13 protein-coding genes and 2 pseudogenes are annotated in these 21,777 nt (G+C 72.1%); 9 read left to right on the top strand and 6 right to left on the bottom strand.

Annotation, left to right across the window (positions count from 1 at the left end):
- Window positions 1-255: 255 nt before the first annotated feature.
- The 3 genes and pseudogenes from ABEA26_RS03390 to ABEA26_RS03380 all read right to left on the bottom strand — a co-directional run.
- The gene (locus ABEA26_RS03390; protein WP_345589028.1) at window positions 256-531 is read right to left on the bottom strand and encodes a hypothetical protein; all 276 of its coding nucleotides are present in this window, start codon (window positions 529-531) and stop codon (window positions 256-258) included.
- 58 nt (window positions 532-589) lie between these two features.
- Window positions 590-1,720: an EcsC family protein gene (locus ABEA26_RS03385; protein WP_345589026.1), complete on the bottom strand. Its 1,131-nt coding sequence runs from the start codon at window positions 1,718-1,720 to the stop codon at window positions 590-592.
- Window positions 1,721-1,769: 49 nt separating this feature from the next.
- Window positions 1,770-2,254 (bottom strand): annotated as a pseudogene (locus tag ABEA26_RS03380) (hypothetical protein); the annotation flags it as partial.
- Between the two features lie 298 nt (window positions 2,255-2,552).
- Between ABEA26_RS03380 and ABEA26_RS03375 the strand changes: the two are divergent.
- The 9 genes from ABEA26_RS03375 to ABEA26_RS03335 all read left to right on the top strand — a co-directional run bounded on the left by ABEA26_RS03375 (window position 2,553) and on the right by ABEA26_RS03335 (window position 18,417).
- Window positions 2,553-6,179: a sigma-70 family RNA polymerase sigma factor gene (locus tag ABEA26_RS03375; protein WP_345589022.1), complete on the top strand. Its 3,627-nt coding sequence runs from the start codon at window positions 2,553-2,555 to the stop codon at window positions 6,177-6,179.
- A gap of 65 nt (window positions 6,180-6,244) precedes the next feature.
- Window positions 6,245-9,430: a helicase-related protein gene (locus ABEA26_RS03370; protein WP_345589020.1), complete on the top strand. Its 3,186-nt coding sequence runs from the start codon at window positions 6,245-6,247 to the stop codon at window positions 9,428-9,430.
- Window positions 9,427-11,289: a DrmB family protein gene (gene drmB / locus ABEA26_RS03365; protein ID WP_345589018.1), complete on the top strand. Its 1,863-nt coding sequence runs from the start codon at window positions 9,427-9,429 to the stop codon at window positions 11,287-11,289. The genes ABEA26_RS03370 and drmB overlap by 4 nt, the downstream gene beginning before the upstream one ends.
- A complete protein-coding gene (locus tag ABEA26_RS03360) occupies window positions 11,286-12,371 on the top strand; it encodes a DEAD/DEAH box helicase (RefSeq protein ID WP_345589016.1) in 1,086 nt (361 codons plus the stop codon). The genes drmB and ABEA26_RS03360 overlap by 4 nt, the downstream gene beginning before the upstream one ends.
- Window positions 12,372-12,458: 87 nt before the next feature.
- Window positions 12,459-13,010 carry a GNAT family N-acetyltransferase gene (locus ABEA26_RS03355; RefSeq protein ID WP_345589014.1) on the top strand — a complete coding sequence of 184 codons (552 nt, stop codon included), beginning with the start codon at window positions 12,459-12,461 and terminating at the stop codon, window positions 13,008-13,010.
- 80 nt (window positions 13,011-13,090) lie between these two features.
- Entirely contained in the window at window positions 13,091-14,599 is a 1,509-nt protein-coding gene (locus tag ABEA26_RS03350) for an ABC transporter substrate-binding protein (RefSeq protein WP_345589012.1), read from the top strand.
- A 3-nt stretch (window positions 14,600-14,602) separates the two neighbouring features.
- On the top strand, window positions 14,603-16,417 hold the full coding sequence (locus tag ABEA26_RS03345) for an ABC transporter permease subunit (protein WP_345589010.1): 1,815 nt from the start codon (window positions 14,603-14,605) through the stop codon (window positions 16,415-16,417).
- The gene (locus ABEA26_RS03340) at window positions 16,414-17,649 is read left to right on the top strand and encodes an MDR family MFS transporter (RefSeq protein ID WP_345589008.1); all 1,236 of its coding nucleotides are present in this window, start codon (window positions 16,414-16,416) and stop codon (window positions 17,647-17,649) included. The genes ABEA26_RS03345 and ABEA26_RS03340 overlap by 4 nt, the downstream gene beginning before the upstream one ends.
- Window positions 17,650-17,985: 336 nt before the next feature.
- Window positions 17,986-18,417, top strand: coding sequence for a hypothetical protein (locus ABEA26_RS03335; protein WP_345589006.1), 432 nt, complete (start codon window positions 17,986-17,988; stop codon window positions 18,415-18,417).
- A gap of 546 nt (window positions 18,418-18,963) precedes the next feature.
- On the opposite strand, the gene ABEA26_RS03330 is transcribed toward ABEA26_RS03335, so the two are convergent.
- The 3 genes and pseudogenes from ABEA26_RS03330 to gnd form a co-directional block, all read right to left on the bottom strand.
- Window positions 18,964-20,196, bottom strand: a complete 1,233-nt coding sequence (locus tag ABEA26_RS03330; RefSeq protein WP_345589004.1) for a serine hydrolase domain-containing protein — start codon at window positions 20,194-20,196, stop codon at window positions 18,964-18,966.
- 118 nt (window positions 20,197-20,314) lie between these two features.
- Window positions 20,315-20,758, bottom strand: a pseudogene (locus ABEA26_RS03325) (membrane-associated oxidoreductase); the annotation flags it as partial.
- Between the two features lie 133 nt (window positions 20,759-20,891).
- Window positions 20,892-21,776: a phosphogluconate dehydrogenase (NAD(+)-dependent, decarboxylating) gene (gnd, locus tag ABEA26_RS03320; RefSeq protein ID WP_345589002.1), complete on the bottom strand. Its 885-nt coding sequence runs from the start codon at window positions 21,774-21,776 to the stop codon at window positions 20,892-20,894.
- Window position 21,777: the final 1 nt, after the last annotated feature.

The following is a 21,777-nucleotide window of genomic DNA, read 5'->3' as shown; positions in this document are numbered from 1 at the left end:
CATGCGAAGGGGACAAGACGTTCAACAGCCGCAGCTTCGTCGCCGTTACGCGCACGGAGCGACGTGCTGACGGGGACGTACCGGAAGGGCTGCACATCAATGTGTCGCACGACCCGTCTCGGCTGGTCCGCGCGGCCGTTCGCCCCAGCCGCCGGGCGAGGGTGCCTCACAGCGGCAGTGTCATCTGTTCTCCGCCGGCCTCCTGCGGGATGCGGTGGGGAATTCCTCGTGCTGTGAGAAGGGACTGCACCGCGGTCAGATGCCCGTCGCCGAGCGCGAACGCAACGAGCCGTCGGGCTCGTGTGACACCGACGTAGAGGACGCGTAGTGCCTCTGCGGTTCGGGGGCGCACTCGGCCGTGGCGCCTGTCGTCCACGCCTCGATCAGGCGGTCCGAACGGGTGTCTTCCTTGTCCTTGCCAAGGGGCGGGACGACGATCAGGACAGCGTCCTCCTCCTGCCCCTTCACCCCGTGGATCGTGCCCGCCCGGCCGACGGCGAACTGGGCTGACTCGGGATCGCCGAATCCCACGACCTGCCAAGCGGTGACGGTGCTTGCCGTCAGACACCGGGGAGGTCGGGTACTTGGGTTAGCGGAGGTCGGGGCCGCCCTCCTCGACGATCTCGTCGAGCACGCTGATCTTCTCGTCGGCGTCGTCCGGACCGTCTTCGACATCGGTAAACGGTTCGGGTGCCTCCTCGGCGGCGAGGTGCGGGTACTTCTCCAGCAGGAACCGGCGCCGGTACGCCATCTCGGCCGCGTCGACGATCCCCTCGAGCGTTGCCCAGTTCAAGGTGGAGCCGACGACGATGCCGAAGGCGGGAACGGCTTTTCCGAGTCCCTTCTTGGTGATGCGGACGCCGAATGCTTTGGCGAACTTCACGGAGACCTTGGTGACGAACGCGTTGTTCAGGATGTCCCACGACTTGCCGCGGAAGAGTGCCTGAGTGAGCTTCGAAATGTCGGCCATCGCGGCGTTCTTGGCGGTGGCTGAACTCGCGGTCCCCATGTTGACGACAGACATGATGAAGAGCTTCTCGGCAGGCTCTTCGGGGTCGTATCCGTAGGACAGGGAGACCTGGCCGACGGCCCGGGACGAGAGTCCGAGAACGACCGCGGTATCGGCGGTGAACGCGCCTGCGATCGCACCGGCCGACGGCGCTGCCGCGGCGCCGGCGGAGGCGGTGATGGCGAGCTGCCCTCCGGTGATCGCAAGCCCGGCACCCGCTCCCGAGAGTGCCGCTGCGGCGGGGTAGTACCAGCTCGCCGCCCGGCCGCGGACCTTTTCTATCTGTTCGAGGTCGAGGCGGCGCAGGTCGGAGAGCGAGGTGACGTCATGTCCTCGCTTGTTGTGGAGCGCCACCACCCGCTTGGGAGAGAGTCCCGCTCGCGAGACCTTCCCCACCGACTTCCGTACGGACTGCACGGCGGTGCCGCCCCATTCCGGCATGGCGTCGGCGGCATCGCGGGCCTTTGCGCCGGCCTTGGACGCGCCCTTGGTAACGAACTCCTGTCCCCGTGACACCGCCGACGCGGCCCGCGGGTGCTTCTCCAACTGCTTCGCGGCACGCTTGCCGAGTTGTGCGACGCCGTTGGCCACGTTCTCGCCGGCGTTCTGCATCGCTTGTGACAGCGGGCGGCCCTTGAACTGCTGGATGGAGTTCCATGCCTCGAGTTCGTACTTCGAGGGCGTCGGACTGGGCTGCTGCGGGTTGCTCATGGTCCCCCCTGGGATGTGGATGGTGATGACGCGGGTGATGCGTGGTCGGGCGGGGGCCGTGGCCGGGAGGTGGGGTGAGGGGCGAGGCGTAGGTCTCGCTGTCCACGAGGGGGGACTCCAGGGTGAGGCCGGCCTGTGTCATGCGGCGTACTCGGCGAGGACCAGGCGTTTGGTCCGGTACTCGCCGAACTTGGCGATCTCGTTGTTCTTCAGGCCGCCCGACTCGGACTGGAACGTCTCCGGGATGTAGTCCGTGTCCTCGTCGATGCCACCGGCCACGAGACGGGTGGGGTTGGGATGCAGCAGCCGGCGCATGATCCGCACCTCGCGGTTGAACCGCTGCACGGCCTTCGCGTCGCCGCCGGTGTCGATCTGCGCGCCGGTGCGGCGGCGCAGGATGGTCTTGACGGCTACGGTGCGCTCCGGCGCCCCCTCCGTGGCCTGGAGGTCCTCCGCCTGATGGACCTCCCCCACGTTGCCCCTGCCGATGACACGCCCGAGGCGGAATCTGCCGCCGACCAGCCTGTGGCTCACTGCCGCTCCTTAAGTCCTGTGTCCCGCGTCGGCGGACGGCTGCGCCCGTGCGCGGGAAGCCCCCGACCCGCTGCCGCACGCCCGTCTCCACGGGCTCTCGTCGATCGTCGTCGCGCGTCGTGGCAGAGGAACGGTGCGGCGAGCCTCACCGTACACGAGGTGGGGAAAGTGCGGTAGCGGCTTGCCTGTTGACATCATCAACGCACCACTCTAGCGTCATCTGTGAAACGTTTTGGGGGTGGACGGGATGGCGCTGCGAACGGCGGATGAGGCGGGCTCGCCCGGAATGAGGGCTGCGATGGGTGAGCTGCTGGTGCGGCTGCGGCGGGCAGCTGTGAAGGGCGTCGTCCCCGAGAGTGCCTTTCTGGAAGGCGTGCGTGAGCTCTCGCTCGGCGACGGCGAGCGAGAGCGGCTGCGGGACGAGCTGGCCCGGCTGGGACTGCCCGTGCGGGACGCGCCTCTGCACACAGAGGGCGACAAGTGGAATGGTGAAAAGGTTGCACCGGACGGTGAGGAAAATGTGTTCCCCCGTATCCGCACCGTGCGGAGCCTGGTAGCGCGGTACGCGGACGCCGACGGGTACGTCACCCTGCCGGTCGTGGACGGCGTGGCCCGACTGGCCGGGCTCTCCGCGCGGGAGGCCGCCCTCCTGCGCGCACAAATGCAGGTTCGGGGCCACGACATGGACGTCGACGGGGCGGAAGCCGCCCCGGAGGGAACGTCGTCCTGCCAGGAAGCGGAATCCGCCGGAGGTGGTCGCGTCGGAGCGACGGCGACCGGGTCGCAGGGCGGGAGACCGGTCACGGAATCCGACGAGGAGCCGGACGAGGAACTCCCGGCTGACCTGCCCCGCGGAGACCTCGCCGAAGCCGTGGCCGCCGCGCACGCGGTGCTGGAGCGGGACCGGCGCGAACGGCGCCCCGGTGCCCGACTGCTGGACGCGCAGGCGGAAGTCGGTCTGTCCGTGCTGTTGAGGGGCGGCCCGGACCGGATCGGCGAGGAGCCGACCGAGGACGACCTCAAGGCGCTGGCGCCGGAGGACCTCAGAATCCGTGCTCGGGACTGTCTGGTCGTACACAACCAGCGTCTCGTGCACTCTCTCGTCCGGCCCTGCCTCGAACAGGGCCTCGACTACGAGGACCTGCTCCAGCACGGCTTTCTGGGCCTGCTCAGGGCCGCGCGCAAATTCGACGCCAGTAAGGGCTTCAAGTTCTCGACCTATGCCACCTGGTGGATCCGGCAGTCCATCACCAGGGCCATCGCCGACGAGGGCGCCCTGATCCGGATCCCGGTCCACATGCACGAGCAGATGCGCAAGGTGGCCAGAGCGGAGCGGACCCTGTTGAGTCAGGGCCGTCCGGCGACGGCTGCCGACGTGGCGGTGGCGTGCGACATGACTCTCCAGAAGGTGGAGGAGATCCGGCGCCTCACCCGCCGTACCGACTCCCTGGACCGTGTCATCGGTGACGGTGCGACCCTGGCGGATTTCGTGGCCGAGACACATCTGCTGCCGTCGGTCGACAGGCAGGTGATCGGGGCCCTGCACATCGCGGAAGTCCTGGCCGTGGTGGACACGTTCACCGAGCGGGAGGCGCGGATCCTCGTGCGGCGGCTCGGGCTGGACGGTGACCCACCATCGACGCTGGATGATCTCGGACGTGAGTTCCGCGTCACACGGGAGCGCATCCGGCAGATCGAGGGCAAGGTGCGGCCCACATTGCGGGAGCGGGTGCGCGCGGCAGGCCTCGTCGGCCTGGACGCCGCGTGTGAGCAGGCCGAGCGTGCGGCGGAACAGGCGGCCGAGGCCAAGATGGCGGCCCGGTTCGCCCGCGCCACCCACGCGGCCCGGACCGCCCGAGCCAGACTCGCACTCCGCAAGGCCAGGGCTGAGCGCCTCGCACGGGCCACCTGGGAGCAGGAGAACGAGCAGAACGGGCAGGTGGCTGCGGCTTCGGTGCAGGCCCCGGTGGCGGGGGAGAGGGAGGAAAACGGCGACGCGCCGATCGCCGACACCGTGGTGGAGCCGGAGCTCACGAGGGTGGATGTCTCTGCAGAGAGCGCCCAGGACGAGGCGGCTGCGGACGTCGGCACGGCTGTCGACACAGAGGCTGCGAACTTGGTCGCCGCCGACTGGGATCATGCCTGCCGACTGGCGCAGGCACCCGTTGACCGGCTCTCGTGGCTCGCGGACTACGTACGGACGGCCGTGGGGGACGAGCGTCTGGTCGGACTGCTGGGGCAGCCGGCTGCCGACGCGGTGGTGCGGGGTCTCGGAGACGGCACACCCCTGTCGCGTCCGGTGCTGACGGCACTGGAAGTGCTGCGTCGGGTCTTCGACGCCGTAGCGGCGGCCGGGCAGCGGCCGGAGGACTTCCTCGACCGCCCCGCCGACGCACTGCGCGGGGTGACGCCTCGCGCCTACCTCGAAGGCAGTCCTCTGGTGAACGGCGAGTCGCGGCTGGCAGTGCGTGATGCCTTGCGTGAGTTCCTTGCCGCGCCGGCTTCTCCTGCTGAACCGGAACCGGAGCCCGTGGCGGACCCGGAGCCCGTGGCGGAGGTGCGAGAGGCGGGGTCGCAGGAGGAACCACAGGAGACGGAACCGGACGAGCCGACGCCACCGGCCGGGACGACACCTCGGGCCACGGCCGACTGGGACAAGGCACGGACGTTGCCGCGGCCGCCCCTGGGCGGGGGAGTGGCCTGGCTCGCCGAATACGCGTTGCTGGCCCTGGGGCACCTGCAACTGTCGGTGCTGCTCGGTTCGTCCGTCACGGACTCCGTGGTACGGGCCGCACGGGAGCGCGGGATGCTGGACCGCCCCGTGGTCGAGGCTCTCGAGGTGCTCAGGGAAGTCCTCGACACGGTCAAGCGGTCGGAGATCCGGCCCGAGCACTTCTTCGAGAAGCCCGCCGACGCGCTGCTCGGGGCGACCCCTCGGGCATACCTCGCGGCGAAGCCCCTGGTGCGCGCCGCGTCTCGCCTCGCCGTCCGTGATGCTCTGCGGGAGTTCGTCGCGGCGCCTCCAGCGCGTACCGAGTCCGCGCCCCCTGACAGCGGTGACCGCGTCAGCGCGTCCAAGGCCGAGGCGGCCGACGCGGGGCATGAGCACGCGGCGTCGGTCGTCGCGAAGGCCGCTCCTGTCGAGCAGCCGTTGGCCGACGTCGAGGGACAGCTCGCCGCTACGCAGGCTCGGCACGAGACTGAACTCGCCCTGCTGGCAAGGGAGCACGAGCGTCGGCTGAGCGAGGTGCGTGGCGCCGCAGACGAGCGCGTCGCGGCGGTTCGGGCCGATGCCGAGCGCCGGCTGGAGGCGCTCGAAGAGGAGCTGCTGCACCGTGCGGACCGAGCCCTGGAGCGGCGCGAGGCGCATGTGCGGCGGCAGACCGAGGAACACCTCGCGCATGTCAAGGAGCAGCACCGTGAGTCGTACGAGGGGTTGCTGCGCAGGGCGGAAGCCGCCGAGGAAGCCGCCCGGCGGGCGGTCGGCGGGGAAGAGCGGGCGGAGGAACTGGAGCAGAGACTGCGTGACTACCGGCAGAGTGCCGAGGCTCGCATCCAGGACCTCGAGTCACGAGTGAGGCAGGTGAGGGAAGCCGCCGTCGAGCGGGAGGAAGCCGCGGCGTCGGCCCGGGAGGAGTACCGCCAGGGCATGCGGGTGCGGGTCGCCGAGATGGAAGCGCGGCTGCGGGAGGCCGAGGCGGCCGTCGCGCAGCGGGACCGGTTCGTGGCGGCGGCCCGCCAGAGCGCCGTAGAGGCCGAGCAGCAGGCGGCACAGCGCATCGCGCAGAGCGAGCACAACGCCTGGCTCCGCGTCTCGGATCTGCAGGCGCAACTCAGCGCCGTCCAAGCGGAACTGGCCGCCGCGCGGGAAGCGGAGGCAGCCCAGAGCCGTACCTCGCTGCGGGACCGCTGGCGCCGGTCATGAGCAGCCTGCCCGCCGCATTCACCGGCCCGTCCGAACATCTCGCAGGCCCGACCACCAGGAACACCATGGATCCCCGACAGGAACTCGTCACCTACCTGCGTCGGCAGCTCGTCGGCCCGGTCGGCGGTGACCGGGAGACGCTCGACGCCCCGCCCGACCGGCAGTACCTCATGGGCACCCTGTATCCGCAGGAGGCCGACCTGCAGCGCCAGTTGGACGTGGCCGCCGAGGAGCTGGAGGGAGCCGGCACCGAAGGGCGGGCCGAGGACACCGCACCCGCCACCGACCCGGTCCCCGAGTCCAACTCCTGGCTGCCCTCCTCCCTCGGGTTCAGCTTCTACACCGACGCGGACACCGTGGAGATCGACTGCTCCGCCGCCCGCTACGAGACCCGTGCCCGCACCGGTGAGCGCGGCCGGAACTGGCAGCGGATTCCGCTGACCGCCGAGACGCATCGGCTCGCCCCGGGGAAGGACCACGTCACGGTGCTGGACGGGCGCGCCGAACTCCGCCTGCGCCGTCGGGACTTCGGGACCGGCCGGCTCGTCACGGTCGCACTGGTCAACGCCGCCGTGCACGAACCCGACCTCGGCAAGGCCGCCCAGTGGGACCGGATGCTGTTCCAGGTGGAGCTGCGCGCCCGGCCCGTGGGCGGCAGGGTGCTCCAGTACCCGAGCGTCCGACTGGCCAGCCGCGACCCGGAGGAGCAGGAGCTCCGACTCCAGTACCGGCACGTCCGCACGCACGCCGTCGGCCACGGATGCGCGGTCGCGGAACAGTACGACGACGCCGGTGAGCAGGTGACCGAGCTGAGCGCGGCCGTCATGCCGGAGGCCGAGGTCACCGGCGTACGGGCCGCGGGGCTCAGTGGCTCGCCGGTGCTCGACCTGCTGCACCTCGCCGATCCCGCCGTACCAGTCGAACAACTCCGCGAGGAACTCGCCGAGTTCGCGGCGGACTACCGGGCGTGGTACGTCGGTCAGCTGAACGCCGACGTGCCCGGGTGGGGGCGCGAGGCCGCTGCCCGCGTACTCGACCGCATCGGCACCGCCGTCACCCGCATCGAGTCGGGCGTCCGCACCTTGTGCGACCCGCGCCGTCCCGAACTGCTGCACGCATTCCGTGCCGCGAACCGTGCCATGGCCCTGCAGATGCGTCACTCCGCACCCGATCTGGCTGGTAGCCGGCGCTCGCCCCGGGAAGCCGTGCCGCACGATCCCGAACCGAAGCCGGGAGCCACGTGGCGCCCCTTCCAGCTGGCGTTCTTCCTGCTCGCCGTGGAGGGTACGGCCGACCCCCGGCACGCGGACCGGACCGTGACGGACCTGATCTGGTTCCCGACCGGCGGTGGCAAGACCGAGGCGTATCTGCTGCTGGCCGCCTTCACGATGGTGCTGCGCCGGGGCCGGCCGGACGGCGGGGGCACGGCCGTGCTCAGTCGGTACACCCTCAGTCTGCTCACCACCCAGCAGTTCCAGCGCGCCGCCACCACCGTCTGCGCCCTGGAGACGCTGCGCCGCGCGGATCCCGCGGCGTACGGCCAGGAGCCGTTCTCCATCGGTCTGTGGGTGGGTGAGACCACCACTCCGAACACGTACGACAAGGCTCGCACGGCTTTCGAGAACGCCCGCCAGGCCGCCCAGCCCGACGACGTCTTCATCCTCGACCGCTGCCCGTGGTGCGGCACCCGTGTCCTGCCGGCCCACAAGTCGCCCGACATCTGCGACTACGGAGTGCGGGCCACGGCCGACTCCTTCGCCTTCTTCTGCCCGCGGCAGGAGTGCGTCTTCCACGACGAACTCCCCGTCGCCGTCGTGGACGAGCACCTCTACGACCGGCCGCCGACGTTCGTCCTCGGGACCGTGGACAAGTTCGCCCGGCTCGCCTGGGAGCCGCGCGCGGGCCGTCTGTTCGGCACCGCAGGGAGCCCGGGGGGTATCGGGAGCGCGGGCGGTGCCGGGAGTGCGGGCAGGGCGGACCGCTCCGGGAACCTGCCGCCGTCGCTCGTCATCCAGGACGAGTTGCACCTGCTCACCGGCCCGCTCGGCACCACCGTCGGCCTGTACGAGTCCGCCGTTCTCGGACTGTGCGCCGGCCCCGACGGCACCGGTCCGAAGGTGGTGGCGTCCACAGCCACCATCCGCCGCTCCGGGGAACAGGTCCGCGCCCTGTACGGCGGAGGCGTCCAGCTCTTCCCGCCGGCCGGACTTGACGCCCGTCACTCGTACTTCGCGGAACCCGACACCTCCAGGCCCGGTCGCCGTTACCTCGGCGTCATGGCCCAGGGCCATACCGCCGGCCGCGCCGCCGTGGCCACCGCCGCCGCCCTGCTCCAGGGCGCGTGGGAACTGCCCGAAGAGCACCGGGACGCCTACTGGACCCTGGTCGCCTACCACCACAGCCTGCGCGAACTCGGCCGCACGGTCACGGCCGCCGCCGACGACATCCCCGCCCAGCTCGCCGGACTCGACTCGGGAAGCGGAGTGCGGGCACTGGCGGACAACCAGGTGCAGGAACTGACCAGCAACCTTCCGCGCGCCGAACAGCCCGTCCTGCTGGACCGGCTGGAGAAGAACTGGGACGACCCGCGGTCGGTGTCCTTCCTGCCCTGCACGAACATGCTGTCCGTGGGTGTCGACGTCAAGCGACTGGCGCTGATGCTGATGCAGGGACAGCCCAAGACGACCGCCGAGTACATCCAGGCCACCAGCCGGGTCGGCCGGCACACCGTGCCCGGACTCGTCGTGACGTTCTTCAACGCCACCCGCCCCAGGGACCGTTCGCACTACGAGACCTTCGACGTGTACCACCGGTCCCTGTACCGGCACGTCGAACCGACCAGCGTCACGCCCTGGTCCGTGCCGTCCCGGCGGCGCGCCCTGCACGCCGCGCTGGTGGTCCTCGTACGGCACCGGCTCGGCCTCGCCGCCGAGAACCAGGCCGGGCAGATCCTGGAGTGCCTTCCCGAGGTGGAGGCCCTCGCCGAGGAGCTGGCCGCACGGGCCGAGGCCGCCGAACCGGACATCGGCGACGCCGTCCGCAAGGAAGTCGCGGGGCTGGTCGCCGACTGGGAGGACGCGGCGCGCGAGGCCCGCAAGAACGGCCGCGAGCTGTACTACCGCAGCCAGGGCAAGGGCCAGTCCAACCTGATCAAGAGCTTCGAGCAGAACTACGGCCTGTGGGAGACACCGAACTCCATGCGCAACGTGGACCGGGAATGCCAGGTGACGGTGAAAGGGGCCGACCTGTGAGCCGCACACTGCGGGTACGTCAGTCGCAGACGGTGGTGCCGTTCGGCGTCGGAGCCGTCTTCGACATCCAGGGTGAGTCCTTCGTCGCCACCGGCATCGGGGACTGGCCGACCAGGGGCAGGCAGAAGCTGGAGTCCCCGCGTCTCGCCTCCCGGCTGGGCGTCACCGGTTTCTACGCCGCCCCGGCGACCGCCAACGACCGTTTCGACGTTCCCGACGCGCCCGGCGCGCCGTACATTCGTTTCCCGTCCTGGCTGTTCTGCGGATCCTGCCGCCGGATGAAGCGCTGGCGGATCGCCGACGAGAAGCCCGGGCAGCCGCCGCGCTGCCCGTCCTGCTCGCCGGCGCGGACGCTGGCGCCGATGCGGTTCGTGCAGATCTGCCAGGCCGGGCATCTCAGCGACGTCGACTGGTGGTTCTGGGCCCACTCGCGGCGCGACGCCGGGGCACGACGGCGGTGCGAGGAGCGTGACAGACTGCGCTTCCTCGTCTCCGAGCGGTCCTCCGGCCTCGAAGCGCTCTCCGTCGCCTGCACCGCCAAGGGCTGCGGCGCGTCCCGGGACCTGCTCGACATCCTCGGCACGCACGGTATGCGCTGCTCGGGCCGCAACCCGTGGCAGCGGGCGAACGAGCGGACTCAGTGCCCCCGGCCCGTGCAGATCGTGCAGCGCACGGCCGGCAACCTGTACTACCCGATCGTCCACTCGGCACTCGACATCCCCGAGTCCGACGTACCGGCCGACCACGGTGACGAGAACCTCGCGGCCAAGGTGCGGGAACACGACCTGTGGGTGTCGCTGTGCCGGGTGGCCGCCACACCGCGCGCGGGGGTGTTCCGGACGATGATCCAGGAGGACACCGGCGCCGACGACGCCCTCCTGGACGCGCTCATCGCCGAGGAGACGGGGCAGCCCGTCCCCGTTCCGGACGCGCCGTCCTCCGATGAGCGGGGCGGTCCGGCCCGTCTCGATCTCAGCCGCGAGGAGTGGGCCGCCTTCACCGCACCCGTCCCGCCCGCCACCCGGGACTTCGCCCTGCGCGAGACCACCCTCGGCCTGGCCGGGGAGACCACTGACCCGTGGGCCGCCCTCGGCCGCCGCTTCGGCAGGATCGTCCTCGCCGACCGGCTCCGCGAGGTGCGCGCCCTCTCCGGCTTCAGCCGGGTCTCCCCGGACGCTCCCCCCGTACCGGCCGACACCGCCCGCCGCCTCAAGTGGCTGCCGGCGGTGGAGGTGTTCGGCGAGGGGATCTTCCTGAGTCTCGACCCGGCCGAGCTGGCGGACTGGGAAGCGGACGGGAACGTACGGCAGCGCGTCGCCGGAATGCGGGCCGACCTGGACCGCTCCTTCCAGCGGGACCGGCTGGAGACACTGACCGGTGCGGAACTCGCCCCCCGCTTCGTCCTCCTCCACACGCTCGCCCACCTGCTGATCCGCCAGCTGTCCTTCGAGTCCGGATACACCACCGCGAGCCTGCGCGAGCGTGTGTACGCACGCCCCGAGCAGCACCAGTACGGCATCCTCGTCTACACCGCGGCAGGCGACGCCGAAGGCACCCTCGGCGGGCTGGTCCGCCAGGGCGATCCTCCGCGACTGGCGGAGACACTCCTGCGCATGACGGAGGCCGCTGCCTGGTGCTCGGCCGACCCGCTCTGCGCCGAGCACACCGGTCAGGGCTTCGGCAACCTCAACCGCGCGGCCTGCCACGCCTGTGCCCTGCTGCCCGAGACCAGTTGCGAAACCGGCAACACCCTCCTGGACCGCGCCCTCGTCGTCGGCGGCGAGCATGTGCCCGGCTACCTGGAGCCCATCGTCACCGCCGCACGCGCGGCCGCCGCCGACGCACTGGAGGAGACGTGACCCTCACCTACCTCGACCTCACACCCGAACAACGGGCCGGCCTCGACGCCCTGCCCTTCGACGGCAACCATCTGATCAGCGGCCCGCCGGGCAGCGGCAAGAGCCTGCTGGCGGCACAGCGGGCCATCATGCTCGCCCTCACCGGCACCCCGGTCGCCGTGCTCACTCGTTCCAACCTGCTGCGCCAGTCGCTGGCCGCGACGGTCCGCGCCCTGGGCACCGCCGACCGCGGCGTACGCGTCACGACAGCCCACGCCTGGCTCGCCGAGTGGCACGGAGGCAAGGCTCCACGCAGCGACGACGGCTGGTACGACTGGCACGCGCTGTACGAGCGGGCCGCCGACACCGGTCCGATCCCCGGCCTCACCCTGGTCGTCGACGAGGGTCAGGACCTGCCGCCCGAGTTCTACCTGCTCTGCCGGATGCTCGGGGCCCGTACGACCGTCTACGCGGACGAGTGCCAGCGCCTCACCGACACCCACTCCACGCTCGCCGAGATCGCCCGGAACCTCGGCCGCTGCACCCGGCACGAGCTCGACGGCAACCACCGCAACACCGAGCAGATCGCGTCCTTCGCCGCCCACTTCCACACGGGCGCCGGCGCGCCGGCCCTGCCCGCCCGGCAGGGGCCGCCGCCGCGACTGCACCGCTTCCACGAGCGCGGCGCCGCGGACCTGCTGGCACTGCTGGCGGAGCGGCACCCGAAGGACTCCATCGGCGTCGTCGTGGGTTCCAAGCACACCCAGTTCTCGCTGCTCGGCAGCCTGACCCGCCGAGCGCCACGACTGAAGCCCCAGCTGTACACGTCCGAGGCGAAAGGCGGCCAGTACCGCAACCTCGACCTCGGCCGTCCGGGCATCGTCATCGTCCACCGGGCCAGCGCCAAGGGGCTCGGTTTCGACACGGTCGTGATCCCCGACACCCACACGGACGCGGCCGGCGACCCCTCCGCGGCCGCCCTGCGCATGACGTACTACGTCCTGACGACCAGGGCCCGGCGCGAGCTCCACCTCGGATACGAGGGCGAGTCGGAGCCTCCGATGCTGGCCCAGGTGGGCAAGGGCGAGCTGATGCGCGGCTGAGGGAGCGGCCGGAGGACGGGGTGGGGGAGGGGTACGACCCGAGGGGCATGTTGATCAGCGGATTCCGTTAATGCGTACCATGTGCAAGTGCGCAGCAGTGACTACAGCCTCAGGACAGCCGCCCCCGCCGACCTCGACGGTGCCCGAGCCGTCATGCTCGACACCGTCTACCGCGACTTCGGTACGGGATACGTCCCGCGCTGGCACGGCGTCATCGTCGACCCGGCCGGCGCGTATCTCGCCTCGGAGCGACACACCCTGCTCGTCGCGGTCGACGGGGACGGTCAGGTCGTGGCTACGGGTGCCCTCGACTCCCGGGGTCCCGCGCATCCGCCGAACCCGCGGGAGCTCGCCGAGCGCTACCCCTCCGGTGTGACCGCGCAGCTGCGCCGGATCTACGTCCGTCCCGAGCACCGGCGGCGTGGGCTGGCGCGGCGGCTCGTCGACGAGCTGCTCGCCTTCGCCGCCGCGGACGGCGGATACCGGGCCGTGTATCTGCACACCGACCCGGCCGTCACCGGTGCGGAGCCGTTCTGGCGGTCGCTCGCCAAGGTCGTGCACGACGAGCGGGAGGATGCCGGGGGCGGGCAGGGGATCGTGCACTTCGAGGTGCCGATGGAGCGTGGGACGCCCAAGTAATGGAAACGGTTGTCATGTAAACTCCTGCTCGCTGCCGCCTCCGCCTGCCCGCTCGCCCGCGCCCGATCGATCCGAGGACCATGCGCTCCCACCGCCGCTCCCGGCTGCTCGCCCCGCTCCTGCTCATCCCGCTGATATCCAGCTGCTTCGCGTCGGGCGGCGGCAGCGACGACTCCGGCACCGGTGGTGAGGACGGTGACGGCTCCCGTCTCCGCGTCGCCCTCGCCTTCCCGCCCGCCGAGAACCTCTCCCCCTACGGTGCCGACGCCACCCTGCTCAGCCGCCTCGGGGTCACCGAGGGACTCACCGCGCTCGACGCCAACGGCAACGCCGCGCCCGCGCTCGCCGAGTCCTGGCGGCGGGACGGTGAGAAGGCGTGGGAGTTCACCCTGCGCGACGCCACCTTCCAGGACGGCACCGACGTCACCCCGGCCGCCGTCGCCGACTCCCTCACCCACGCCGCCGACGCCGAGCCCGCGCCCGCCGCCCTCGCCGGTGTCACCCTCACCACCGAGGCCCAGGGCGACCGGGTCGTCCGTATCACCACCGCCGAGCCCGACCCCGTACTGCCGCTGCGGCTCTCCAGTCCCAGCCTCGCCGTCCTCTCCGCCGAGGCCTACTCCGGCAAGAACCGCGTCGACCCCGTCGGCACCGCCACCGGCCCCTTCGAACTGACCAAGGTCAACGGCGCCACCTCCGCCTCCCTCGACCGGTTCGACGACTACTGGGGCGGCCGCGCCCAGGCCTCCGGAATCGACGCCCGCTTCATCGCCGACGGCACCGCCCGCGCCAACGCCCTGAGGACCGGCGAGCTCGACATCGCCGAGGCGGTCCCCGTCTCCCAGGCGGCGACCCTCGACGAGGACACCCGGCGCGACACCGCCACCACCCGGACCACCAGCCTGCTGCTCAACGCCTCCTCCGGGCCCTTCGAGGACGCGGGGCTGCGGGCCGCCGCCCGCGGAGCCGTCGACACTGCCGTGTTCGCCAAGGACGTGTACGAGGGGTACGCCGACCCCGGTGCCGGTATCTACGGGCCCGCCGTGACCTGGGCCGACGGGAAGCGGACCGCGCCCGTCGGACGTGCGGCGGCCGGCAAGGCCGAGGGGGCCACGATCAACCTCGCCACCTACGACAACCGGCCCGAGCTGCCGGAGGTCGCCCAGGTCGTCAAGCAGCAGCTGGAGAAGGCCGGGTTCAAGGTGAAGCTCACCGTCCGCGAGTACTCGCGGCTGGAGGGGGACGCCCTGGCGGGGAAGTTCGACGCCTTCGTGCTGGCCCGGAACACCCTCCTCGACACCGGTGACCCCGTCGCCGTCCTCGCCGGCGACTACACCTGCGACGGCGGCTTCAACATCGCCCAGCTGTGCGACAAGGACGTCGACCGCGCCGTCGCCGAGGCGGAGAAGATCGCCGACACCGCGAAGCGGCAGGACGCCGCCATGGCCGCCGAGGCCCGCATCCTCGGCAGCGACGCCGTCGTGCCGCTCGTGCACCAGCGGATCATCACCGGCGTCGGCAGCTCCGTACAGGGCGTGATCCTCGACCCGTACGAGCGCACCCTCGTCGGCACCGGCACGCGGCGCTGACCCGTGCGGCAGCGGGTGGCCACCGTGGTGTGGCGGATCGTCCTCGCGGCCGGGCTGGTGTGCGGCATCGGGCTGCTGCCGTGGCTGACGCGGACCGATCCGGCCTACACCGTCCTGAAGGCGCGGTCGGCCGAGCGTGACCCCACGCCCGAGGTGCTCGCCGACATCCGCGAGCAGCTCGGGCTCGGCGACGGGCCGCTGCACCTGCTCGGGCGGTGGCTCGGCGGGCTGGTGCGCGGTGATGCCGGGCAGTCCTGGATCTCCGGGGGCGACGTCCTGCCCGACGTGCTCCGGGCGCTCGGGGCCTCCCTGCTGCTCATGGCCGTGGCGCTTCTCGTCGCGGCCCTCACCGCCGGGCTCGTCTGCGTGCGCACGCTGCGGCTGGGCGCCCGTCGGCGGCTCGGTGGGAAGCGGCGCGGCGGCAGTGCCTCCGCCGTGATCGCCTCGCTGCCCGAGTTCCTCGTCGCCTCCGTGCTGGCCACCGTCGTCGGGGTGCAGCTGGGGTGGCTGCCCGCGCTGGGGTGGTACGGGCCCCAGTGGACCGTACTGCCCGCGCTCGCCCTCGGGCTGCCCGCCGGGGCCGTACTGGGGCGGCTGCTCGACGATCTGCTGCCCGGCGCGTTCGGCGAACCGTGGGCGCTGGCCGCCGCCGCCCGGGGACTGACGGGGTGGCGCATCGCGCGGCAGGCGCTGCGGCGGTGCGTGCCCGCGCTGCTGCCCAACCTCGGGTTGTTCGTCGTCGGGCTGACCGGTGGCGCCGTCGCCGTCGAGCAGGTCTTCGACATTCCCGGGCTCGGCCGCACCACCCTCCAGGCCGCCCTCGCCCAGGACCTGCCCGTCCTCCAGGCCGGCACCCTCGCCCTCGTGCTCCTCGCCGCGCTCGCGACCGGTGCCACCCGCGTCGCCGCCCGTCTGCTCACCGGACCCGCCCTGCGCGACGGCGCCCTCTCCTCACTGCACCGGCCCGCCCCGCCCGCCGGCGGGCTGCTGCCCCTCCTCTACGGCGCCGTCCTGCTCGCCGTCATCGGCCTCGGCCTGCCGCGCGACCCGCTCGCCCTCAGTACGGGGGAGCGGCTGCGGGCACCCTCCCTCAGCCACCCCTTCGGCACCGACGCCCTCGGCCGCGACCTGCTCGCCCGCGTCGGCCACGGGGCCCTGGACACGCTGCTCCTCGCCTCCGCCATCAGCGCCGCCGCACTGCTCGCGGGCATACTCCTCGGGCTCGTGCCCCGTGTGTCCGCGCCGCTCGTCGACACGGTCAACGCCGTCCCGCCCGTGCTCGCCGCGCTGCTCGTCACCGCCGTCGCCGGGAGCGGGGCGGCCACGCCCGCGCTCGCAGTGGGCGCCGTGGCCTGGGCGCCGCTCGCCGCGCACACCTCGGCGCTGCTGCGCCAGGAACGCGCCACCCTGCACATCACCGCCACCCGGGGTCTGGGCGCGGGACGCTGGTACCTGCTGCGGCGCGAACTCCTGCCCGCCGTGCTGCCGCCCGTCCTGCGCCACGCCCTGCTGCGGCTGCCCGGTGTCGCCCTCGCGCTCGCCTCGCTCGGCTTCCTCGGCCTGGGCGCCCAGCCGCCGTCCCCAGAATGGGGGCTGCTCCTCGCCGAGAACCAGCCCTACGCCGAGCGCGCCCCCTGGGCCGTCCTCGCCCCCGCCGCCGTACTCGCCCTGCTCGGCGCGCTGGCCGTCACCGCGGCGGGCGGACTGCGCCGGCCACGACGACGGCCGGATCGAAAGCCGGGGCGACAGTCTCGGCGTGTGGCCTCGGGCGCGGACGAACAGCCCACCGCGCGGAAGGAACCGGCCGGAATCCGATGACGTACACATCCACCGGGCGGCCCGCGAAGGCTTCCGGCGGCCGCGGCGCTCCGCTCTCCCCGTTGCTACGGCTACTCATCCTCACCCAACTCGCCTTCAACATCGGCTTCTTCGCCGTACTGCCCTTCCTCTCCGAGCACCTTGGCGGGGCCATCGGCATGGCGGGGTGGCTGGTCGGGTTCGTGCTCGGGCTCCGTACCTTCAGCCAGCAGGGGCTGTTCGTGGTCGGCGGCGCGCTGGCCGACCGGTACGGCGTGAGGCCCGTCGTGCTCGCCGGGTGCGTGCTGCGGATCGCCGGGTTCGCGTGGCTCGGCTTCGCCGGGCGGACCTGGGCGGTCGTCGGGGCGGTGCTGCTGATCGGGTTCGCCGCCGCGCTCTTCTCGCCGGCCGTGGAGTCCGAGGTCGCCCGCCAGGCCGTGGCCTGGGAGGCGGAGGGCGGCGGGGACCGGACCCGGGTGCTCGCGCTGTTCACCGTCGCCGGGCAGGCGGGGGCCTTCGTCGGGCCGCTGCTGGGTGCCCTGCTGCTCGCCGTCGACTTCCGTACCGCGTGTCTGGCCGGCGCCGGTGTCTTCGTGCTCGTCCTCGCCGGGCACGCGTGGCTGCTGCCGCAGCACATCCCCGGGCGGGCGCGCGTCCGGGCCAAGGGCGGGGTGCGGCTGCTGCTGCGCAACCGGCGCTTCCTCGCGCTGTGCTGCGCGTACGGTGCCTATCTGCTCGCCTACAACCAGCTCTACCTGGCCCTGCCCGCCGAGGTGGAGCGGGCCGCCGGTTCGCAGGCGCCGCTGGCCTGGCTGTTCGCGCTGTCCTCGCTGCTGGTGGTGACCGCGCAGTTGCCGGTGACCCGGTGGGCGGGGGAGCGGCTGGCGCCGCGCCGGTCCATGGTGGCGGGGCTGACGCTGATCGCGGCCGGCTTCGCCGTGGTCGCGCTCGCCCGGCCCGCGGGATGGACGGGGACGAGCGGGCTGGTGCCCGCCGCCGGGTTCGTCGTCCTGCTCACCGTCGGGCAGATGCTCGTCGCGCCCGTCGCCCGTGCCTGGGTGCCGGACCTCGCCGAGGAGGGGCGGCTCGGGCTGTACACGGGGGCGCTGTCCTCGGTCTCCGGGTTCATCGTGCTCGCCGGCAGTTCCGCGACCGGTCTGCTGCTGGACAGCGGGCTGCCGGCCGCCGTGCCGTGGCTGGTCCTGGCCGCCGTACCGCTGGCGGCGGCGGGGCTGCTGCCTCGGCGTCACTGAGCCCTTCCGTGTCCGCCCGGCTCGGGTGGCCGCGCGTGCTCTTCGACGGCCCGATGTGATGAGATGCCTGACATACGCTCAGCTCGCACCCGCACCCAGGGCTCCTGTCCTCGAAGCCTCGTGCCTCCGCCCGACGTTTACGCCTCGGTGCGCCGGACGTACAGACGGCCGGGCATTGAAGACTGTTCGTAGTCGGATGAATACTCATGGTGAGTTCAGTCCTACGGCTGTACTGCCGCACGGACCTCTCGCCACGCACAGTGTCTCTCGGGCCGCCTTGCGTCCGGCCCGTCATGTGGGTGGGGAGGTCACGTCTCCCCATGGAGGAGAGAAGAGATGACGGACATCACCAAGCTCAGTGTCCAGCTGTACACGGCGTCCGACGCGGGAGCCGGCACCGACGGGTTCGTGTACATCGGGATCGCCGGCCGGGAGTTCCACGTGGACGCCTCCCGCAACGACTTCGAAGCCGGTGACCAGTTCACCTACATCTTCGGCGACGGCGCCAACGTCCTGGACGACGCCCGCAACGACCCGCGCCTGCCCCGCCTCGACACCGACGACGCCGACCGGTACCCGGTCTACGTCCGCTTCTCGGGCAAGGACAACGACGACGACTGGTGTCTGGAAGGGGTGACCGTCACCGTCAACCCGGGCGGCTCCGGAACGCGCACCTACGACAACCCGCGGCTCGTCGGGACCGGCAACGACCAGAAGATCTGGCTCGGCAAGCGGTTCGGCAACACCGTTCAGCTCAGGCGCGTCTGACACGGCGCCCCACCCCGCGGCTTCGGCGGGACCGGAACGGCCCCCTCGGCTGCGGAGCGTGGCGACCGCCTCGTCGAAGAGGCGCTCGGGATCGTCGGTCCCGCCCGAGCGGTACCAGGCGTCGACGGCCGCGTCGAGGCAGGCCGGCGCGGCGGCGACGAACGCCAGGGCTCGGGGACCGGGGTCCGTGGTGGGGCGGGGCAGGCCGAGGCGACGCTGGATGCCGGGGGCGAGCAGGGACTGCCGGCGCAGGTGCTTCTCCAGGCGCCGGGCGCGCAACGACGGCGCCTCGTGATGGAGCCGGGAGAGCAGGCGCAACTCCTCCCGGCCGGAGCCGGCCGGCCGGACGGTCAGGAAGGCCGTCGGGGCGGCCGCCGTCCAGGCCGACTCGGCGTCCCGGCCCCGGCTCCGGCATCTGCGCCGCCTTCGCCCGTGAACGCGCCCGACGTGGCAGTGACCTCGTCCCGCCCCCGCGACGTCCTCCGCCACAGCCACAGCGCCGTCGCGCACACGTCCTGAACCGCGCGCGGAGCTACCGGCACCGGGTCAGTCGACGACGGCCTCGTGCACGAGCCGCTTGAGGTCCGGGTAGACCGTGTGCGAGGACTTCGGCCGTACCTGGGTCATGAACTGCACCGTCAGGTCACGGCCCGGGTCGACCCAGAAGGTCGTCGTCGCCACCCCGCTCCAGCCGTACGTGCCGAGCCCGGAGGGCGCCTGGGTACGGGCGGGGTCGGTCACCACGGAGACGCCGAGACCGAAGCCGACACCGTCGTTGCCGGGCTCGTCGTGCGCGGGCCGGCTGCCGTAGGCGCGCAGGTCGGCGTCGCCGGGCAGGTGGTTGCGGGTCATGAGGTCCACGGTCGCGGGTGCGAGCAGGCGTACGCCGTCCAGTTCGCCCCGGCGTCGCAGCAGTTCCGCGAAGCGGTGCACGTCGTACGCCGAGGAGACCAGACCGCCGCTGCCCGACAGGAACCGCGGCCGGCCGCCCCGCAGCGGCAGCCCGGGGACCGGCTCGATGCCACCGTCGTCCGTCTCGCCGTACAGCTCGGCCAGCCGGGCGGCCTGCTCGTCGGTGACGTGGAACCCGGTGTCCGTCATGCCGAGCGGCCCGAGGATCCGCTCGGCGCAGAACACGTCGAGCGGCCGACCGGACACGACCTCCACCAGTCGCCCGAGCACGTTGCTGGCCACCGAGTAGTTCCACTGCGTGCCCGGCTCGAACTGCAACGGCAGGCTCGCGTACAGGTCGACCGTCTCGGCCAGACCCGCGCCCGCCCGAACCGACGACCGCAGACCGGCCGCGCGGTACAGCTCGTCGACGGGGTGGGCGTGGTAGAAACCGAAGGTCAGCCCGGCGGTGTGGGTCATCAGGTGACGCAGCAGGACCGGTCCGGCGGCCGGCCGGGTGACGACCTCGTCCCCGGCCCCTTCCACGTACACCCGCGGCCCGGCGAACGCCGGAAGGTACCGGTCCACCGGGTCGTCGAGCGACAGCCGTCCCTCCTCCACCAGCATCAGCACGGCCACGGCCGTCACCGGCTTGGTCATGGAGTAGATCCGCCACAGCGTGTCGGCCGCCACGGGCAGCCCGGCCGCGACGTCCCGCCGGCCGTGCACGGTCAGATGTGCGACCCGCCCGCCCCGGGCGACGGCCACCAGGAAACCGGGCAGCCGCCCCTCGTCGACCTGCCGGGCGAAGTGCAGGTCGAGCCGGTCCAGCGCCCGCGGATCCAGCCCGGCCGCACCCGCGTCGACCTCCTGTCGCAGCGGTGCCATCCCCATCGCCCTCCTTGGTCGTCCGTCGAGGTGCGTCCGGCCTACCCGTCACACGCGCACTCAGACCTCACGATGTACGGAAACGCGCGGAGGCGGCGCTCGGCGCGGCGGGGAGGACTCAGTTGCGGCTGACGGTGCGAGTCAGACCGGTGATCACCGTGGTGGCCAGGACCCAGCCTGTGATGATCAGGACGTAGGACAGCGTCTGGTGGCCGCCCTCCGGGGCGAAGGCGTTCTCCTGGCCGAAGGAGACGACCGGCGGCAGCAGGTCGAGAGTGTAGAAGACCGGGTTGAAGTCGGGGGACTCGTCGGGCTTGAGCGGTGGTGGGTGCCGCAGGCCGTGGACGGCCGAGCCGACCGCGAGCAGCGACAGCAGCCGGCCGCCCGCGCGCAGCGGCCGGAAACCGTACCCGACCGTGACGTCCTGAAGACGCCCCCACAGTCGGCCGTACCAGGGCAGGGTGCGCCGGTGCCGCCGCTGCTTGGCGAGTTGGACCACGCGGGCCGCGTCGTCGTCACCGAACCTGCGGTAGGCGGCGGTCGACTGCTCGTAGGTGAAGGGGAGGCAGCTGTCGCGAACGCCCGCCATACGCGTGCCTCGGCCGGTGCCGGGTCGTTGATCTCCATCGCGGGGACTCTGACCCGAACCGGCCGGTCACGTCAACGTGTTACCGTCACACGCCTGCTGCCCGCGCCTACTGCTCCCTGGCCGACTCCACGGCGTGCCCGCCGAACTGGTTGCGCAGCGCGGCGATCATCTTCATCTGCGGGGAGTCGTCCTGCCGGGACGCGAACCGCGCGAAGAGGGAGGCTGTGATCGCGGGCAGCGGTACCGCGTTGTCGATGGCCGCCTCGACGGTCCAGCGGCCCTCGCCGGAGTCCTCCGCGTAGCCGCGCAGCTTCTCGAGGTGGTGGTCCTCGTCGAGGGCGTTGACGGCCAGGTCGAGGAGCCAGGAACGGATGACGGTGCCTTCCTGCCAGGAGCGGAAGACCTCGCGGACGTTGTCCACGGAGTCGACCTTCTCCAGCAGTTCCCAGCCCTCCGCGTACGCCTGCATCATGGCGTACTCGATGCCGTTGTGGGCCATCTTGGAGAAGTGCCCGGCGCCGACCTTTCCGGCGTGGACGTAACCGTAGGGGCCCTCGGGCTTGAGCGCGTCGAAGATCGGCTCGAGGTCGTCGACGGTCTCCTTCTCGCCGCCGACCATCAGGGCGTAGCCGTTCTTCAGGCCCCACACTCCGCCGGAGACGCCCGCGTCGACGAAGTTGATGTCGCGCTTGCCCAGCTCCTCGGCGTGCTTCTCGTCGTCCGTCCAGCGGGAGTTGCCGCCGTCGATGACGGTGTCGCCGGGCTTGAGCAGCGTCCCCAGCTGGTCGATGACGTGCTGGGTCGCGGCGCCGGCCGGGACCATCACCCACACCGCGCGCGGCCGCTCCAGCTGGTCGACGAGGTCGACCAGGCTGCTGACGTCGGCCTTCTCCGGATTGGTGTCGTATCCGACGACGGTGTGTCCGGCGTTGCGCAGGCGCTCGCGCATGTTGCCGCCCATCTTGCCGAGACCAACGAGACCGATCTGCATG

Origin of the sequence: Streptomyces marokkonensis (genome assembly GCF_039539045.1) — a bacterium.
Lineage (GTDB): Bacteria > Actinomycetota > Actinomycetes > Streptomycetales > Streptomycetaceae > Streptomyces > Streptomyces marokkonensis.
Note: the sequence above shows the minus strand (reverse complement) of the source record. Positions and strands in the feature narration are given on the sequence as shown.

Excerpts from the sequence above, each read along its gene's own strand:
- ABEA26_RS03385 (WP_345589026.1), bottom strand. The coding sequence starts at position 1,720 with ATGAGCAACCCGCAGCAGCCCAGTCCGACGCCCTCGAAGTACGAACTC.
- ABEA26_RS03375 (WP_345589022.1), top strand. The coding sequence starts at position 2,553 with ATGGGTGAGCTGCTGGTGCGGCTGCGGCGGGCAGCTGTGAAGGGCGTC.
- ABEA26_RS03370 (WP_345589020.1), top strand. The coding sequence starts at position 6,245 with ATGGATCCCCGACAGGAACTCGTCACCTACCTGCGTCGGCAGCTCGTC.
- ABEA26_RS03350 (WP_345589012.1), top strand. The coding sequence starts at position 13,091 with ATGCGCTCCCACCGCCGCTCCCGGCTGCTCGCCCCGCTCCTGCTCATC.
- ABEA26_RS03340 (WP_345589008.1), top strand. The coding sequence starts at position 16,414 with ATGACGTACACATCCACCGGGCGGCCCGCGAAGGCTTCCGGCGGCCGC.
- ABEA26_RS03335 (WP_345589006.1), top strand. The coding sequence starts at position 17,986 with ATGACGGACATCACCAAGCTCAGTGTCCAGCTGTACACGGCGTCCGAC.
- ABEA26_RS03330 (WP_345589004.1), bottom strand. The coding sequence starts at position 20,196 with ATGGCACCGCTGCGACAGGAGGTCGACGCGGGTGCGGCCGGGCTGGAT.
- gnd (WP_345589002.1), bottom strand. The coding sequence starts at position 21,776 with ATGCAGATCGGTCTCGTTGGTCTCGGCAAGATGGGCGGCAACATGCGC.